We start from the raw sequence: 16,463 nt of genomic DNA on the forward strand, positions 1-16,463 counted from the left end.
AGAATGGTTGATGAATCAGTGCTGATCTACAACGCGGAGCGGCCACATCTGGCCTTGAAATACAAAACGCCCGATGCAGTGCATCGGGCGTTTTGAGACTGAAACAGGTGTAAACCTATTTCAGGACTAGACATGATGCAGCCCCTGTAGGAGCCGGCTTGCTGGCGATGCAGGCGACTCGGTTCAACATTTGACTGAGTTGATGCGTCAATCAGTCATCCCGGGTCAGCACTTCCAGCAATTCAATTTCGAATATCAGGTTCGAATTCGGCGTGATTTTGCCCATGGTGCGTTCGCCATAAGCCAGATGCGCCGGCACCAGCAGCTTGCGCTTGCCGCCGATCTGCATGCCCATGATTCCCTGGTCCCAGCCCTTGATCACCCGACCGGTGCCGATTACGCACTGGAAAGGTTTGCCTCGACTGTAGGAAGAGTCGAATTCAGTGCCGTCCTCCAGCCAGCCGCGGTATTGGGTGGTGATCAGCGCGCCTTTGACGGCGGCTTTGCCAGCGCCGGGTTCGAGGTCGATGATTTGTAGTTCGTTGGTCATGTTCGTACTCGTTCACGTTCGCCCGATTCTTGCAGGCGTGGACGGCGGTTTTCGCAGAAACCGGCGCGGATGGCAATGGGTGGAACCGATACCTCGTCTGTCGCTCACATAAGTATCAACCACCATTGTGCAAGGGATGCTCTGATGACTGACTCTCTGGCTCTACGCAATTTCATCCCGCCCTACATTCTGCGCCGTATCCTCGCGAACGGTTCTGAACACCAGCGGGCCAGCGCGATGAACACCCTGACCCATATTCGCACCTTGCGGCATCAGCCGGGCCCACCCGTTCGTCCTCCTTCGGCGGCAATTCTCCTGCAAACCAATCAACCAGGGCTGGCACAACGCAGCGTTTATGATGCCCTGGGGAAAACGCTGTTACCCGGTATGCCGGTGCGTCTCGAGGGCCAACCGGCAAGCGGTGATCCGGCGGTCGACGAAGCCTACGATGCGCTGGGGGCCAGCTACGATTTTTTCTGGAAGGTGCTTGGTCGCAACTCTCTCGACAACAAAGGGTTTGCCCTGATCGGCAGCGTGCATTACGGCCAGAACTACGAAAATGCGTTCTGGAACGGTTCGCAAATGGTCTTTGGTGACGGCGACGGCGAAATCTTCCAGCGCTTCACCCGCTCGCTGGATGTGGTCGGCCATGAATTGACCCATGGCGTGATCGAAAGCGAAGCCGGCCTGGTGTATGCCGACCAGTCAGGCGCGCTGAATGAATCGCTGTCGGATGTGTTTGGCGTCATGATCAAGCAACATGTCCTGGGGCAGACCGCCGATCAGGCGGACTGGCTGATCGGTGCAGACTTGCTGACACCGCGCATCAATGGCGTTGGCCTGCGGTCCATGGCCCATCCGGGCACCGCCTACGACGACCCGCTGCTGGGCAAGGACCCGCAACCGGACCACATGGGCAAGTTCGTCATCACTCAGGAGGACAACGGTGGCGTACACATCAACTCGGGCATCCCCAATCGGGCGTTTTACCTGGTGGCACAAGCGCTGGGCGGCTTTGCCTGGGAGAAAGCCGGTCGCATCTGGTACGACGCATTGTGCGATCGGAGCTTGAACCGCGAAGCGTCATTCAGCGCCTTCGCGCATTTGACCCTTGAGCATGCCCGCAAGCGCTTCAGTGCCCATGAGGCACGTGCCGTGCAACAGGGCTGGGCCGATGTGGGTGTCAATCTGACTCGGGAGGCGCCATGAAAACCCTGCCAATACTGGACGAGCAAGCCGTCGTTCGCCTCTCTCGCCAAGGCGGTTTTGCGACGATTCAGGCCTTGACCCGACCACGGGAAATCGAGTTCGCACAATGCAATTTCGAACAACGGACGCGCATCTGTACCTTGCTGGAAGGTTGTCTGCCGCTGACCAGTTCATCATCCGGCCGTGGCGATCAGCGCTTTTACCAGATCGAACTGCGCTTCCGCACCGGCGAGCAGGACGATGAAATGGTATTGAAGGTGCCGGAAGACCAGGCGCCCGGTGAACTGGTACTGCTCTGGGATAAAGGTGAACTGCTGCAAAATGGGCGTTGAGCGCCAGCTAATGGCCGTCGTGCCCGCCTTACGCCTGTTTGTGACAGATGAGACCGCCATCGCTGGCAGGCCAGCTCCCACAGGGGATTGGTGCCGTGCGCGGAATTTGTGTCCGCTTAGATTCACTGTAGGAGCGAGCCTGCTCGCGATGAGGCCGGCCCATCCAACATCACCGGCGACTGACACGCCGCCATCGCTGGCAAACCAGCTCCCACAGGGGAATGTGGCCGCACGCAGATTTTGTGTCCACTGCAGACTCACTGTAGGAGCGAGCATGCTCGCGATGAGGCCGGCACATTCAACATCACTGGCGACTGGCACGCCGCTATCGCGAGCGGGCTCCCACATGGGCATTGTGATAGCAACTTTCGCGATGAGCCCTTTTGCGCTGTAGATCCCTCCTGATCCAGCCTTTATCCTTGTAACCCAGCCGTACCGAGTCCCAGGAGTTTTTCTCATGCCACATGAAGGCAACCTGCTGCAAGCCGCTGTCGTATTTCTGCTTGCGGCCGTACTCATCGTTCCCCTGGCCAAGCGCCTGCAACTGGGGGCCGTACTGGGTTATCTGTTTGCCGGGGTGATCATCGGGCCATCGGTGCTGGGCCTGGTCGGTAATTCGCAAAGCGTTAGCCATATCTCTGAACTGGGCGTGGTGTTGCTGCTGTTCATCATTGGCCTGGAGTTATCGCCGCGGCGCTTGTGGGTGATGCGCAAGTCGGTGTTCGGCGTCGGCCTGGCGCAGGTGCTCCTGACCGCAACAGTGATTGGCGTAGTAGCCATGTTTGTTTTCGGCCAGCGCTTGAACAGCGCGATCGTGCTGGGCCTCGGCCTGGCACTGTCGTCCACCGCGTTTGGCCTGCAGAGTCTGGCTGAACGCAAGGAATTGACCAGCCCCCACGGGCGCCTGGCGTTCGCGATCCTGCTGTTCCAGGACATCGCAGCGATCCCGCTGATCGCCATGGTGCCGTTGCTCGCCGGCGGCGATCACAGCACCAGCGCCGGCGAAGACTTGAATAGTGGCCTGCGTGTCCTTGGCAGCATCGCAGTAGTGGTGATCGGCGGACGGTATCTGCTGCGGCCGGTATTTCGTGTGGTGGCCAAGTCCGGCTTGCCCGAAGTGTCGACTGCCACGGCACTGCTGGTAGTGATTGGCACCGCGTGGTTGATGGACATGGCCGGAATCTCCATGGCCCTGGGTGCATTCCTTGCCGGCCTGCTGCTGGCAGACTCCGAATACCGCCATGAGATGGAAGCTCAGGTCGAACCGTTCAAGGGCCTGCTGCTGGGCCTGTTTTTCATCAGCGTCGGCATGGGCGCCAATCTCAGCCTGCTGCTCAGTACACCCATTGCGGTGTTGAGCCTGACCCTGCTGCTGATCGCGATCAAACTGCCACTGCTGTTTCTGGTCGGCCGCCTGGCAGGTGGCCTGGGCAACGTCAGCGCGATCCGCCTGGGCATCGTGCTGGCCGCCGGTGGCGAGTTTGCCTTTGTGGTGTTCCAGATCGGTCGCGACCAGGGGCTGTTCGCCCCCGGGCTGCATGACTTGCTGGTGCTGACCATTACCCTGTCCATGGCGGTGACGCCGCTGTTGCTGTTGGTTTGCGCACGCCTGGTCAGCCCCAGGGTGCAACCGGTGGAAGTGCCTGAGCAATTTCGGGAAATCGATGCCGACACCCCACGGGTGGTGATTGCCGGCATGGGCCGCATGGGCCAGATCATTTCGCGTATTTTGCGCGCGCAGAACATCAAGTTCGTCGCCCTCGACACCTCCGTGGAAACCATCGAGCTGTCCCGCAGCTTTGGCGGGGTGCCGGTGTTCTACGGCGACCCGATGCGCCCGGAGATCCTCAGCGCGGCCAAGGTTGGCCAGGCCGAATATTTCATCATCGCCACCGATGATCCGGAAACCAATATCAAGACCGCTGAACTGGTGCGCAAGCTTTATCCGCAGATCAAAATCATCGCCCGCGCCCGTAACCGTCAGCACGTACATCGCCTGATCGACCTGGACGCCGTTGCTGTGCGCGAAACCTTCTATTCGAGCCTTGAAATGAGCCGTCAGGCGCTGATCGGCCTGGGTTTGACCCCGGCTCAGGCGGATGCACGAATCAAGCGTTTCAAGCATCACGACGAGCAGGTGCTCGAAGCCCAGCACGCGGTGTATGACGACGCGGTGAAAGTCCGGCAGACCGCGCAGGAAGCCCGGGCGGAACTGGCGAAACTGTTTGAGTCGGATCAGCTGGAAGAGCAAACGAGCAAGAATTGAGGTGTGCTTGATGGCCCCATCGCGAGCAGGCTCGCTCCCACATGCATCGGATGAACAACCCAAGGAGCCGACAATGACTGACCAATCCTCCCCCGCCCTCAAGGAAATCTTCAACGCCGAACGCTTCCAGCACATTGCCACGGAGATGAGCGCGGTCTATCCCGAATTCGATGCCGGGACATTCCTCGAACTGGCCCAGAGCGGCCTGGCGGAGCTGAGCGTGATGCAGCGCATGGCCCGGGTCAGTGAATGCCTGCAAGCGGTGCTGCCGCTGGACTATGAAGCGTCATTGCAAGTCCTGCGTGCCCTCGCCCCGCGCCTCAACAGCGGCTTCGTCAGCATGTGCCTGCCGCACTATGTTGCCAGCTATGGCGCCCATGCGTTCGAGCGTTCAATGGACGCGCTCAAGTATTTCACCGCGTTCGGCTCATCGGAATTCGCCATCCGCCATTTCCTGCGCAGCGACCTGCAACGCTCGCTGCAACTGATGCACCACTGGTCTCTGGATGCCAACGAACACGTACGGCGCCTCGCCAGCGAAGGCTGCCGACCCCGCCTGCCATGGTCGTTTCGCCTGGAGCCGGTGCAGGCCGACCCGCGCCTGGCCGCCGGCATTCTCGACAATCTCAAGGCCGACCCCAGCCTGTATGTACGCAAATCCGTGGCCAATCACCTCAACGACATCACCAAGGATCATCCCGAATGGGTACTGGACCTGATCGAAGGCTGGGCGCTGGACGACAAACACACCGCATGGATCGCCAGACATGCCCTGCGCAGCCTGATCAAACAGGGGAACCCGCGGGCGCTGGCAATCATCGGCGCGAGTGGCAAGCCTGAAGTCGAGATCATGAATGTGAAAGTCGAGCCGCCGGTGATCAGCCTGGGACAGAAAATCACCCTGTCTTTTGCCGTCAAATCCACCGTCGAAACCAGTCAGCACCTGGTGATCGATTATGCGGTCGATTACGTCAAGGCCAACGGCAGCACCTCGGCCAAAGTGTTCAAGCTCAAGGCCCTCACCCTGCCCGGCAAGGCCTCCGAGGTGATAAGCCGAGGTCAGCAGATCAAGGAACTCACCACGCGCAAGCACTACGCGGGCGTGCACGCCGTACATATCATGGTCAACGGCGAACGCCTGGCCAGTACCGCCTTCGAGATAATCGCCGACGCGGGTTGAATGCCGTCTAAGAGGACCCCGGCTGGTCATTTCCCATCTTCAGACTCCGTTAAGAATAGCCTCTGATACTTCTCCTCAAATCAACCGGGGAGAAGCCTCTCAATGCCTGAGCACGACTGGAAAATCCCTCTGCCGCTGCACTTCGGTCGAGCAGACACACCGCCGATGAGCCTGACCAGGGCATTGCCGGACCAACCCTGGCGCCCGGCCTTCGAAGACTTTATCCATCAGCGTTTCCGCACCGTCCATGGCGCCGATATCCATCACTTCATGCCGGAACTGTTCGGCATGAGCAACGCCTGCGGTGAACTCTGCGCGGTGGCTGGCGTGCGCCTGGCGGGCAGCGAAAGGCTGTTTCTGGAGCGTTATCTGGACGAGCCGGTCGATCGGCTGATCAGTGCCATAGTCGATTACCCCGTCGATCGCAGCGCTATCGTCGAAGTCGGCAATCTGGCCGCCAGTGATACCGGCAGCGCACGCTTAAGCATCATCACCATCACGTACCTGCTGGCCATGGGCGGCCTGGAATGGGTGGCCTTCACCGGCAATGTCGGCCTGGTGAACAGCTTCCATCGCCTCGGTCTGAAACCGGTCACCCTGTGCACAGCCGACCCCGCACGGTTGGGCGAGGAGCGTCACGATTGGGGGCGTTATTACGAGAGCAAGCCCTGGGTGCACGTGGGCAACATCCGCGCCGGATTCCTGCATTTGCGCAACACAGGCCTGTTCGCCCGCCTGGGGCTGCTTGCAAACATCGAGGAAACCAGCCATGTCGCCTGAACTGGAGCGTTTCCAGCGAGCACTGCTGGAGCATGCCGAACGGACACCCCACGCCATTGCGTTGTGGGGAGATCATCGGCAAGTGGACTATGCCACGCTGATGGTCGAGGTGGGAAACCGCCAGCAGCAATTGCGCGAGGAACGCGTCAAGGTGGTGGCGCTGGCACTGGACAACGGTGTCGACTCGATGCTTTGGGATCTGGCCATTCTGTTCGAAGAGTTGACCTGTCTGGCCTTGCCGCCCTTCTTCAGCTCCGCGCAGCATCAGCATTGCCTGGAGCAGAGCCAGGCCGGGCTGGTGATCGCCGAACCGCACCTTGAAACTTCACTGCAAGTCGCCGGATACGCAAAGAGCGGTGCGTTCTGGCGCCGCGACCCACGTGGCCCGGACCGGATGCATGAAGGTACGGCCAAACTGACCTTCACCTCAGGCACCACCGGTACACCCAAGGGCGTGTGCCTGAGTGCAGACAGCATTTTACGGGTCACCCGCGAGCTGGACCAGGCCAGCCGCGGCACCGACACGCGCCACCACCTCGCGCTGTTGCCACTGGCCATCCTCCTGGAAAACATCGGCTGTTATGCCGCGCTGTATGCCGGTGCGACCTTGAGCCTGCCCAGCCAGAAAACCCTGGGAATCCAGGGTGCCAACGGCGTCGATACCCCGCAGCTGCTGGGCTTCCTCGCCAGCCGAAAGCCCCAAAGCCTGATTCTGGTGCCGCAGTTACTGCAGCTGTTGGTCAGCGCTGCCGAACACAAGGCCTTCGATCCCCGGCACCTGCGTTTTGCCGCTGTGGGCGGAGCCCGGGTCAGCGAGGCGCTATTGCTTCGCGCCCAGCGCGCGGGCCTGCCGGTCTTCGAAGGCTACGGCCTGTCCGAATGTGCCTCGGTGGTATGCCTCAATCAGCCGGACGCGCACCGCCCCGGCAGTGTTGGCAAGCCGCTGCCCCATGTACAGATTCGCCTGGCCGTCGACGGCGAAGTGTTGATCAAGGGTTCGACGTTGCTCGGTTATCTCGGCGACTCACCCCACACCGATCAGTGGTGGCCCAGCGGCGATCTCGGCGAATTCGATCCCCAGGGATTCCTCTATCTCAAGGGGCGCAAGAAACATCAGTTCGTCACCAGCTTCGGCCGCAACGTGAACCCGGAATGGGTGGAGGCCGAATTGACCCAGTGCGGTCATATTGCCCAGGCATTCGTCTATGGCGAAGCCCTGCCGGGCAATCATGCCCTGCTTTGGCCGCACGAACCGGACTGCCCGGATGAGCAGTTGGCCGCAGCCGTGGCCCAGGCGAACGAGGCCTTGCCCGATTACGCCCAGGTCCATCGCTGGAGCCGACTGGAACACCCCTTTACTCCCGCCAATGGCTTGCTGACCGCCAATGGCCGGCCCCGTCGTGACGCGATTGTCGAGCGTTACCACGCACAACTGACTCAATGGCCATGCGCCGAGGAAACCGCATCATGAGTTTTTTTGACACGCTGCAGGACGCTACCCGCCAGGAGCGTCACGAACTGTTCAATTTGCCGATCATTGTCGACGCCCTTGAAGGCAAGGTCAGCCTGGAAAGCTACCAGGCTTTCCTCACTCAAGCCTATTACCACGTCCGGCATACCGTACCCCTGATGATGGCCTGCGGGGCGCGTTTGCCGCAGCGCCTGGAATGGTTGCGTAAAGCGGTATGCGAATACATAGAGGATGAATATGGTCATGAACAATGGGTACTCAATGACATCCAGGCCTGCGGTGGCGACCCGGACGCCGTACGCGATGGTCGCCCGTCGTTGCCGATCGAGTTGATGGTCAGCTTTCTCTATGACCTGATTGCTCGCGACAATCCGGTGGCCCTGTTCGGCATGGTCAACGTGCTGGAAGGCACCAGTATTGCCCTGGCCACGCACGCGGCCACCAGCATTCGTGACCGGCTGAAACTGCCGCAAAGCGCTTTCAGCTACCTCAGCTCCCATGGCTCGCTGGATATCGAGCACATGCAGACCTACCGCCTGTTGATGAACAAACTGCACGACCCGGACGATCAGGCCGCCGTCATTCATGCCTCTAAAGTGGTGTACCGGCTGTATACCGAGATGTTCCGTGGCTTGCCCCGTAACGGGGAGAAATTGCATGCATCTGTCTGAAGCTCGCGTCGTCTTGACCGGTGCCAGTGGCGGCATCGGCCTGGCCATCGCCACGGCACTGTGCGCCAATGGTGCCCGGGTATTGGCCGTGGCTCGGCATCGGGAGCCGTTGGAGCCGCTGCTGCAGCGTTACCCCAAGAACCTGTGCTGGATTGGTGCTGACCTGACCATGCGCCCCCACCGCCTGGAAGTGCTGGCGGAGGCCGAATGCATTGGTGGCATCAATCTGCTGATCAATGCCGCCGGAGTGAATAATTTCGCCATGCTCGAACAGCTCGATGACAGCGAAATCGAGGCCATGCTGGCGCTGAACATCAGTGCACCGATCTGCCTGACTAAAATACTCCTGCCCCTGCTCAAGCGGGCCAGCAACGCCATGGTAGTGAACGTGGGTTCGACCTACGGGTCCATCGGTTACGCCGGCTACGCCAGCTATTGCGCGAGCAAATTTGCCCTGCGCGGGTTCTCCGAAGCGCTGCGCCGGGAGCTGGCGGACACCCGCGTCAGCGTGCTCTATGTCGCCCCGCGCGCCACCCGCACCAACATGAACAGCCCCGCGGCACAGGCCCTGAACGATGCCCTGAAGACCAATGTCGATGATCCGCAAACAGTGGCAACCGCTGTCATTCACGCGATTGCCGGTGATCGCCGCGATCTGTACCTGGGCTGGCCGGAACGTTTTTTTGTACGCCTCAACAACTTGCTTCCCCATCTGGTGGATCGCGGTTTGCGCAAACAATTGCCGTTGATTCGTCACTTGAGCCAGAAACCCGACAACGAGAATCTCAAACCATGAAGAAGATCGCCGCTTGCCTGCTGTTTGGGGTCTTGAGCCAAAGTGTGTGGGCCCTGGACGCCGCCGACCAACAACGTTTGACCCGCATCCAGCAAAACTGGGCGCACATTCAGTATGAGCTGCCGGAGAGTCAACGTACCGCAGCCTTCGAAAAGCTGGCAGCCGAGACGTCGAGTTTCACCCAGGAACGCCAGAACGTCGCCGAGGCCTGGATCTGGGCGGGCATCGTTACCAGCAGTTGGGCGGGCGCCCAGGGCGGGCTGGGTGCCTTGAGCAAGGTCAAGGACGCGAAAGTCGAGCTGGAAAAAGCCATGGCCCTGGACCCCAAGGCCCTGCAAGGTTCGGCGTACACCAGCCTGGGCGCGCTGTATGACCGGGTTCCGGGCTGGCCTATTGGTTTCGGCGACTCGCAGCAAGCCGAACAACTGCTCAAAGTTGCCTTGCAAATGAACCCCAATGGCATAGATCCGCTGTACTTCTGGGGCGATCACCTCTACCGTCAAAAGCGCTACGCTGAAGCCCGTACGGCACTGCAAAAAGCCTTGCAAGCGGCACCAAGGCCGGGGCGCGAAACCGCCGACGCCGGTCGCCGCAAAGAGGTCGAAGCGTTGCTGGTGGACGTGAACAAAAAACTCGGCTGACAGGGGTCTGCGTGCGTTTATTACTGATTGAAGATGACGTGCCACTCGGCGAGGGCATCCATCAGGCCCTCGATCGCGAAGGCTATACCGTCGACTGGTTACAGGATGGCTACAGTGCCTTGCATTCGCTGCTCAGCGAAACCTTCGACCTGGCGGTGCTCGACCTGGGCCTGCCACGCATGGATGGCCTGGAAGTCTTGCGCCGCCTGCGTGACAGCGGCTCCAGCCTTCCGGTGCTGATTCTCACGGCCCGCGATGCCACCGAAGACCGTATCGCCGGACTGGATGCCGGTGCCGACGATTATCTGGTCAAGCCCTTTGACCTCGACGAACTCAAGGCGCGCCTGCGTGCCTTGTTGCGGCGCAGCGCAGGTCGCGCGCAAGCGCTGATCGAACATGCCGGAATCTGCCTGAACCCGGTTAACCAGCAAGTGACGTATGGGGGCGAGACAGTCACCCTGACGCCCAAGGAATATCAACTGCTCCACGAACTGCTGTCGCCACCTGGCCGGGTGATGACTCGCGATCATTTGATGCAACTGTTATACGGCTGGAATGAAGAAGCCGAAAGCAACACCCTTGAAGTGCACATCCATCACCTGCGCAAGAAATTCTCCACCGATCTGATCCGCACCATCCGGGGTGTCGGCTACCTGGTAGAGGAACGTCGATGAGTTCGATCCGGCGTCGTACGCTGACGCTGATCATCGGCCTGATGCTCACCGGCCTCGCGGTCATCAGCGTGTTCAACCTGCATGACAGCAACCATGAAATCGCCGAAATCTACGACGCTCAACTGGCCCAGAACGCCCGACTGCTGCAGGGCGTGCTGCGTATGCCGCTGGCCAGCAAAGAGCACGCTGCGTTGTACCAGTCGTTCAACAAGGCGTTGAGCGAGGCGGTACCGAGTGTCGATGGCCACCCCTATGAAAGCAAGATCGCCTTTCAGGTGTGGAATCGCCAGGGCGAAGTATTGGTGCATACCTCCAGCGCCCCCTCCTTCACCGCGCCCCCCTCCAAACCCGGTTTCAGTGACCTGGTCGATACGAATGACCGTCACTGGCGCGCGTTCCTGCTGGAGGACAAACAGAACGATCTGCGCATCTGGGTCGGTGAACGTGACGACGTGCGCACCGACCTGGTGGACCGCATCGTGCGGCATACTCTGTGGCCCAATGTACTGGGCAGCCTGATTCTCGCGCTGATGGTCTGGTTGGCCATCGGTTGGGGTCTCAAGCCCCTGGCCAACATGGCGGCGACCTTGCGGGCCCGACACAGCGGCTCGCTGGAGCCGCTGCAGCTGTCGCCCCTGCCCACCGAGCTGGAACCGATGCAGGCGGCACTCAACCGCATGCTTGCACAAATTCAGGAGGTGCTCGCACGGGAGCGACGTTTCATTGCCGATGCAGCCCATGAAATGCGCACGCCCCTGGCCGTTCTGCGGGTCCATGCACAAAACCTGCTGCAAGCCGGGACCGAAGAGGAGCGACGTGAATCCCTGGAGTTCCTGATTACCGGGGTCGACCGCACCAGCCGTCTGGTCAATCAGTTACTGACCATGGCCCGCCTCGAACCGAAAAACCAGACGCCGGCACTGCATGCCATCGATCTTGCGCAGACGGTCCGCGACAGTCTGGCTCAGCTCACCCCCTGGCTGCTGAGCAAGCAGCTGGAACTGGTGTTCGATACCTCCGGGCAGTCCTTTGAGGTGCTCGCCGACGCCGCGGCCATCGATATCGCCCTGAATAATCTGATCACCAATGCCGCGAACTTCTCACCGCAACAGGGCGTTATCAGAGTGCAGCTGATTGAGGCCGACGGCGGTTTTCAGCTGAGCATCGAAGATCAGGGGCCGGGCATCGACGAAGCGGATCAGGGACGATTGTTCGAACGATTCTACAGCCGAGGCAATGCTCAGGGTGCGGGCCTGGGGCTGACCATCGTCAATACCATTGCCACCCGCCTGGGTGGACGCATCACTCTGGTCAACCGGCGAGAAGGCGGCTTGCGCGCAACCCTGACGATTCCACATGGCCAGCCCCGCAGTCCAGCGCGGCGGACCACCCACGAGCCGCCCAAGGACTGAGTCCGCTACTGCGTGCCCGCCAGCAACCCCTGCTCGCGCTCACACAACTGCACCACGTAATCCCACAATACCCGCAGTCGCACGGACTTGTGCAGTTCGCGGCGGGTGCTGATCCAGTAGCTGCGCTGGATGCTTTCGTCCGGCAGTAGCGGCACCAGCTCAGGGTCGGCGCTGGCCATGTAACAGGGCAGCACGGCGATCCCCAGGCCGGAGCGCGCCGCCTGTTGCTGGGCAATCACACTGGTGCTGTGAAAGACCACCTGCGGGTTGCGGCAAAAGCTGTTGAGGAACATCAACTCCTGGCTGAACAACAGGTCGTCGACATAGCCGATCCAGGCATGTCTGCCCAGGTCTTCGCGGCTGCGCAGCGGTGGCGAGCGGTCGAGATAGTCCTGGCTGGCATACAGTGCCAGTCGATAATCGGTAAGTTTTCGGGTCACCAGCATATCGGCGGCCGGGCGTTCCAGGTGGATGCTGATTTCCGCTTCGCGGTTGAGGATGCTGACAAAGCGCGGCACCGCCACCAGCTCCACTTCCAGTCCGGGATAGCGTTCGAACAGGCCGTTCATGCGACTGGCGAGGAACATGATCCCCAGCCCTTCCGTCACCCCGACGCGGATCTTGCCCAGTGGCGCCGTGGACTGGGTGATCTCCTCCTGGGCCAGCAGCGCGACGTTTTCCATCGCCTCGGCGTGTTTGAGCAGCGCTTCGCCGGCCGGGGTCAACTCATAGCCTTGGGCATGCTGCACGAACAGCGCCGTGCCCAGACTCTTCTCGATGGCTTCGATGTGCCGCGCCACAGTGGCGTGGGTGGTGTTCAAACGGCGGGCAGCGGTCAGCAGACGCCCGCTGCGCTGCAATTCGAGAAAAAACCGCAGGTCATTCCAGTCGAACATGAATCATCCTTGAGCCGGGCTATGGGGTTGGCTGTTCAAAAACGCACAGCGGCTGCGCAAAAACTAACATTCTTTTGCCGAAAGCTAACAACTAGGATGACCGACAACAAGAACAACAAACGAGGTCATGGATGCCGACTTCCCTTGATGAATACGACTACATCGTGGTCGGCGCCGGGCCGGCCGGGTGTCTGCTGGCCAATCGACTGTCGAGCAACCCGCAGCAGCGGGTGCTGCTGCTCGAAGCCGGTGGTCGCGATAACTATGCGTGGATTCATATCCCCGTGGGTTACCTGTTCTGCATCGGTAACCCGCGCACCGACTGGTGCTTCAAGACCGAAGCGCAACCGGGCCTGCAAGGCCGCACTCTCAGCTACCCGCGCGGCAAGGTGCTGGGCGGCTGCTCGTCGATCAATGGCATGATCTACATGCGCGGCCAGGCCGGCGATTACGACGGCTGGGCGGCCGACGGTAATCCTGGCTGGCGTTGGCAGGACGTGTTGCCGCTGTTCAAGCAAAGCGAAAACCACTTTGCCGGCGCCGCCGAATTTCACGGTGCCGCCGGGGAATGGCGAGTCGAACGCCAGCGCCTGTCGTGGCCGATTCTCGATGCCTTTCGCAGTGCCGCCGAACAAAGCGGCATCGCCAGCATCGACGACTTCAACCAGGGCGATAACGAAGGCTGCGGTTATTTCCAGGTCAATCAGAAGGCCGGCGTGCGCTGGAACGCGGCCAAGGCGTTTCTCAAACCGGTTCGCCAGCGCAGCAATCTCACGGTACTGACCGGCGTCGAAGTCGACCGCGTGCTGCTGGACAATGGCCGCGCAGCAGCGGTCAGCGCGCGATGGCAAGGTCAGGTGAAAACCTTCAGGGCGCGCAAGGAAATCGTCCTCTGTGCCGGCTCCATCGGTTCGCCGAGCATCCTGCAACGTTCGGGCATCGGCCCTCGCCCGCTGCTGGAGCGCCTGGGCATAGGCGTCGTCCATGAACTGCCCGGTGTCGGCGGCAACCTGCAGGATCACCTGCAACTGCGGCTGATCTACAAGCTGGAAAACGCGCGTACCCTGAACCAGATCGCCGGCAGCCTGTGGGGCAAGATGGGCATGGGCCTGCGCTACCTGTATGACCGCAGTGGCCCGCTGTCCATGGCGCCGAGCCAGTTGGGCGCCTTCGCCCGTTCAGGGCCGGAGCAAACTTCTGCCAATCTCGAGTACCACGTGCAACCGCTGTCCCTGGAGCGCTTTGGCGAACCGCTGCACGCCTTCCCGGCGTTCACCGCGTCCGTCTGTGATCTGCGCCCGCAGAGCCGTGGTCGCGTGGAAATCCGCTCTGCCGATCCGCAGCAAGCGCCACTGATTGAGCCCAACTATTTAAGCCACCCGGAAGACTTGCGGGTCGCCGCCGACGCCATTCGCCTGACCCGCCGCATCGTCGCTGCGCCGGCCCTGAAAGCCTTCAACCCGGTCGAGTACCTGCCCGGCGACAGCCTGCAAAGCGATGAGCAACTGCACGAAGCCGCCGCGCGGATCGGCACGACGATCTTCCATCCGGTCGGCACCTGCCGCATGGGCAATGACGCCGATGCCGTGGTCGATGCGCAACTCAAGGTCCATGGCATCCCCGGCCTGCGCATTGCCGATGCCTCGATCATGCCGCGTATCACCTCGGGCAACACCTGCTCGCCTACGCTGATGATCGCCGAGAAAGCGGCGCAACTGATCCTTACCCCTGCTGTAGACACAACCCCTGTGGGAGCGGGCTTGCTCGCGAAAGCGGTGGATCATTCAACTTGATGTTGAATGACACGACACCTTCGCGAGCAAGCCCGCTCCCACAAGGGTCACATCAGGGTCACGGACACCGAGCATTACCCCTGAAATGGAACAGGCAACACCAGTGGAACAACAAAAACAATCACTGTGAGGGATACGCAATGTCAGAACACGTTCAGCCCCTGGAAGCCGCGCGCAGCACGAGCACCAGCCAGGAGACCCAGAAAGTCATCTTTGCCTCGTCCCTCGGGACGGTATTCGAGTGGTACGACTTTTTCCTCTATGGCGCCCTCGCGGCGGTGATCAGCAAGCAGTTTTTCGCCGGGGTCAACGACACCACGGCATTCATCTTTGCCTTGATGGCCTTCGCTGCCGGCTTCATCGTCCGCCCATTCGGCGCCCTGGTGTTCGGCCGGTTGGGGGACATGATCGGGCGCAAGTACACCTTCCTCGCCACCATCATCCTCATGGGCCTGGCGACCTTCTGCGTCGGACTGCTACCGACCTACGCCAGCATCGGCATCGCAGCGCCGATCATCCTGGTGGTGCTGCGCATGCTCCAGGGCCTGGCCCTGGGCGGTGAGTACGGCGGCGCCGCCACCTATGTCGCGGAACACGCGCCGATGGGCAAGCGCGGTTTCCACACCAGCTGGATTCAGTCCACCGCGACCCTGGGCCTGCTGCTGTCGCTGCTGGTAGTGCTGGGTTGCCGCTATTTCACTGGCGATCAGTTCGAAGTCTGGGGCTGGCGTATTCCGTTCCTGTTTTCCATCGTGCTGCTGGGCATCTCCACCTGGATTCGCCTGAGCCTGCACGAGTCCCCCGCCTTCGTGAAAATGAAAGAAGAAGGCAAGCTGTGCAAACAGCCGATCCGTGACTCCTTCGGCAAATGGGAAAACCTCAAGGTGGTGCTGATCGCCCTGTTCAGCATCAATGCCGGGCAAGCGGTGACCTTCTATGCCGCGCAATTCTATGTGCTGTTCTTCCTCACCCAGTTCCTGAAAATGGACCCGGCCGTGGCCAACGGCTTGCTGATCGTCAGCGTGACCATTGGCGCACCCTTCTTCATTTTCTTCGGCTGGCTGTCGGACAAGGTCGGGCGCAAGCCGATACTGATGCTCGGCCTGTTGCTCGCCACTGCACTGTATTTCCCGATCTTCAAGACCCTGGCCCACTACGCCAACCCGGCCATCGACCAGGCCAGCCGCCAGGCACCGATCACCGTACTGGCCGACCCGGCCACCTGCACCTTCCAGTTCGACCCGGTGGGCAAGGCGAAATTCGACAGCCCTTGTGACAAGGTCAAGACCTTCCTGGTCAAGCAGGGCCTGCCTTACCACAGTGAAGCCGCACCGGCCGGAAGTGGCGTGCAGATCAGCGTCGGTGACGTGCAGATCGACGGTTTCGACGAATCAGCCCTGCGTGGCGCGGTGACTCTCGCCGGTTATCCGCAACAGGCGGACATGCAGCAGATCAACAAACCGATGATCGTTGCCCTGATCGTCGCGCTGATCATCATCTCCGCCATGTGCTACGGACCGCTGGCTGCGCTGATGGTCGAACTGTTCCCGACCCGCATCCGCTACACTTCGATGTCCCTGCCCTACCACATCGGCAATGGCTGGTTCGGTGGATTCCTGCCGACTGTGTCGTTCGCCCTGGTGGTGTACACCGGGGATATTTTCTATGGGCTGTGGTATCCGGTGGTGATCACCGGAGTCAGCCTGGTGGTGGGTTTGCTGTGTCTGCGCGAGACGCGCAACGTCGATCTGGACAAGAACTGACGCGATCGGTCCTGGCATTTACCCGTGGC

General features: G+C 60.9%; 15 protein-coding genes. 13 read left to right on the plus strand and 2 right to left on the minus strand.

Going from position 1 to position 16,463, the window contains the following annotated elements:
* Nucleotides 1-211 precede the first annotated feature (211 nt).
* The gene (locus AC07OG_RS24140) at nucleotides 212-550 is read right to left on the minus strand and encodes an FKBP-type peptidyl-prolyl cis-trans isomerase (RefSeq protein WP_218423881.1); all 339 of its coding nucleotides are present in this window, start codon (nucleotides 548-550) and stop codon (nucleotides 212-214) included.
* A 144-nt stretch (nucleotides 551-694) separates the two neighbouring features.
* Between AC07OG_RS24140 and AC07OG_RS24145 the strand changes: the two genes are divergently transcribed.
* The 11 genes from AC07OG_RS24145 to AC07OG_RS24195 all read left to right on the plus strand — a co-directional run bounded on the left by AC07OG_RS24145 (nucleotide 695) and on the right by AC07OG_RS24195 (nucleotide 11,982).
* Entirely contained in the window at nucleotides 695-1,759 is a 1,065-nt protein-coding gene (locus AC07OG_RS24145) for a M4 family metallopeptidase (RefSeq protein ID WP_495068279.1), read from the plus strand.
* Entirely contained in the window at nucleotides 1,756-2,091 is a 336-nt protein-coding gene (locus tag AC07OG_RS24150) for a protealysin inhibitor emfourin (RefSeq protein ID WP_495068280.1), read from the plus strand. The genes AC07OG_RS24145 and AC07OG_RS24150 overlap by 4 nt, the downstream gene beginning before the upstream one ends.
* Nucleotides 2,092-2,548: 457 nt before the next feature.
* Entirely contained in the window at nucleotides 2,549-4,357 is a 1,809-nt protein-coding gene (locus AC07OG_RS24155) for a monovalent cation:proton antiporter-2 (CPA2) family protein (protein ID WP_218423878.1), read from the plus strand.
* Between the two features lie 73 nt (nucleotides 4,358-4,430).
* Entirely contained in the window at nucleotides 4,431-5,537 is a 1,107-nt protein-coding gene (locus AC07OG_RS24160; protein ID WP_495068281.1) for a DNA alkylation repair protein, read from the plus strand.
* A 102-nt stretch (nucleotides 5,538-5,639) separates the two neighbouring features.
* On the plus strand, nucleotides 5,640-6,317 hold the full coding sequence (locus AC07OG_RS24165; protein WP_495068282.1) for a thermostable hemolysin: 678 nt from the start codon (nucleotides 5,640-5,642) through the stop codon (nucleotides 6,315-6,317).
* Nucleotides 6,307-7,788 (plus strand): AMP-binding protein, encoded by a 1,482-nt coding sequence (locus tag AC07OG_RS24170; RefSeq protein WP_495068283.1) that lies wholly within the window; start codon nucleotides 6,307-6,309, stop codon nucleotides 7,786-7,788. Before AC07OG_RS24165 ends, AC07OG_RS24170 begins: the two co-directional genes overlap by 11 nt.
* Nucleotides 7,785-8,459, plus strand: a complete 675-nt coding sequence (locus AC07OG_RS24175) for an iron-containing redox enzyme family protein (RefSeq protein WP_495068284.1) — start codon at nucleotides 7,785-7,787, stop codon at nucleotides 8,457-8,459. Before AC07OG_RS24170 ends, AC07OG_RS24175 begins: the two co-directional genes overlap by 4 nt.
* Nucleotides 8,446-9,255, plus strand: coding sequence for an SDR family oxidoreductase (locus AC07OG_RS24180; RefSeq protein ID WP_495068285.1), 810 nt, complete (start codon nucleotides 8,446-8,448; stop codon nucleotides 9,253-9,255). Before AC07OG_RS24175 ends, AC07OG_RS24180 begins: the two co-directional genes overlap by 14 nt.
* Entirely contained in the window at nucleotides 9,252-9,896 is a 645-nt protein-coding gene (locus AC07OG_RS24185) for a tetratricopeptide repeat protein (protein WP_495068286.1), read from the plus strand. The genes AC07OG_RS24180 and AC07OG_RS24185 overlap by 4 nt, the downstream gene beginning before the upstream one ends.
* 11 nt (nucleotides 9,897-9,907) lie before the next feature.
* Nucleotides 9,908-10,570 carry a response regulator gene (locus AC07OG_RS24190; RefSeq protein WP_495068287.1) on the plus strand — a complete coding sequence of 221 codons (663 nt, stop codon included), beginning with the start codon at nucleotides 9,908-9,910 and terminating at the stop codon, nucleotides 10,568-10,570.
* Nucleotides 10,567-11,982, plus strand: coding sequence for an ATP-binding protein (locus tag AC07OG_RS24195; protein WP_495068288.1), 1,416 nt, complete (start codon nucleotides 10,567-10,569; stop codon nucleotides 11,980-11,982). Before AC07OG_RS24190 ends, AC07OG_RS24195 begins: the two co-directional genes overlap by 4 nt.
* A gap of 5 nt (nucleotides 11,983-11,987) precedes the next feature.
* Here the strand turns inward: AC07OG_RS24195 and AC07OG_RS24200 are convergent, their stop codons facing one another.
* On the minus strand, nucleotides 11,988-12,878 hold the full coding sequence (locus tag AC07OG_RS24200; RefSeq protein WP_495068289.1) for a LysR family transcriptional regulator: 891 nt from the start codon (nucleotides 12,876-12,878) through the stop codon (nucleotides 11,988-11,990).
* A 131-nt stretch (nucleotides 12,879-13,009) separates the two neighbouring features.
* Between AC07OG_RS24200 and AC07OG_RS24205 the strand changes: the two genes are divergently transcribed.
* Together AC07OG_RS24205 and AC07OG_RS24210 are read left to right on the plus strand one after the other, a co-directional pair.
* Nucleotides 13,010-14,671 carry a GMC family oxidoreductase gene (locus AC07OG_RS24205; protein ID WP_495068290.1) on the plus strand — a complete coding sequence of 554 codons (1,662 nt, stop codon included), beginning with the start codon at nucleotides 13,010-13,012 and terminating at the stop codon, nucleotides 14,669-14,671.
* 140 nt (nucleotides 14,672-14,811) lie between these two features.
* Nucleotides 14,812-16,434, plus strand: a complete 1,623-nt coding sequence (locus AC07OG_RS24210; RefSeq protein ID WP_060540420.1) for an MFS transporter — start codon at nucleotides 14,812-14,814, stop codon at nucleotides 16,432-16,434.
* Nucleotides 16,435-16,463: the final 29 nt, after the last annotated feature.

The organism is Pseudomonas sp. GW821-FHT09H03, from assembly GCF_059415945.1.

What these genes read in the sequence shown, in the direction of transcription:
- AC07OG_RS24140 (WP_218423881.1), bottom strand. Translation starts at nt 550, where the DNA reads ATGACCAACGAACTACAAATCATCGACCTCGAACCCGGCGCTGGCAAA.
- AC07OG_RS24145 (WP_495068279.1), top strand. Translation starts at nt 695, where the DNA reads ATGACTGACTCTCTGGCTCTACGCAATTTCATCCCGCCCTACATTCTG.
- AC07OG_RS24150 (WP_495068280.1), top strand. Translation starts at nt 1,756, where the DNA reads ATGAAAACCCTGCCAATACTGGACGAGCAAGCCGTCGTTCGCCTCTCT.
- AC07OG_RS24155 (WP_218423878.1), top strand. Translation starts at nt 2,549, where the DNA reads ATGCCACATGAAGGCAACCTGCTGCAAGCCGCTGTCGTATTTCTGCTT.
- AC07OG_RS24160 (WP_495068281.1), top strand. Translation starts at nt 4,431, where the DNA reads ATGACTGACCAATCCTCCCCCGCCCTCAAGGAAATCTTCAACGCCGAA.
- AC07OG_RS24165 (WP_495068282.1), top strand. Translation starts at nt 5,640, where the DNA reads ATGCCTGAGCACGACTGGAAAATCCCTCTGCCGCTGCACTTCGGTCGA.
- AC07OG_RS24170 (WP_495068283.1), top strand. Translation starts at nt 6,307, where the DNA reads ATGTCGCCTGAACTGGAGCGTTTCCAGCGAGCACTGCTGGAGCATGCC.
- AC07OG_RS24175 (WP_495068284.1), top strand. Translation starts at nt 7,785, where the DNA reads ATGAGTTTTTTTGACACGCTGCAGGACGCTACCCGCCAGGAGCGTCAC.
- AC07OG_RS24180 (WP_495068285.1), top strand. Translation starts at nt 8,446, where the DNA reads ATGCATCTGTCTGAAGCTCGCGTCGTCTTGACCGGTGCCAGTGGCGGC.
- AC07OG_RS24185 (WP_495068286.1), top strand. Translation starts at nt 9,252, where the DNA reads ATGAAGAAGATCGCCGCTTGCCTGCTGTTTGGGGTCTTGAGCCAAAGT.
- AC07OG_RS24195 (WP_495068288.1), top strand. Translation starts at nt 10,567, where the DNA reads ATGAGTTCGATCCGGCGTCGTACGCTGACGCTGATCATCGGCCTGATG.
- AC07OG_RS24200 (WP_495068289.1), bottom strand. Translation starts at nt 12,878, where the DNA reads ATGTTCGACTGGAATGACCTGCGGTTTTTTCTCGAATTGCAGCGCAGC.
- AC07OG_RS24205 (WP_495068290.1), top strand. Translation starts at nt 13,010, where the DNA reads ATGCCGACTTCCCTTGATGAATACGACTACATCGTGGTCGGCGCCGGG.
- AC07OG_RS24210 (WP_060540420.1), top strand. Translation starts at nt 14,812, where the DNA reads ATGTCAGAACACGTTCAGCCCCTGGAAGCCGCGCGCAGCACGAGCACC.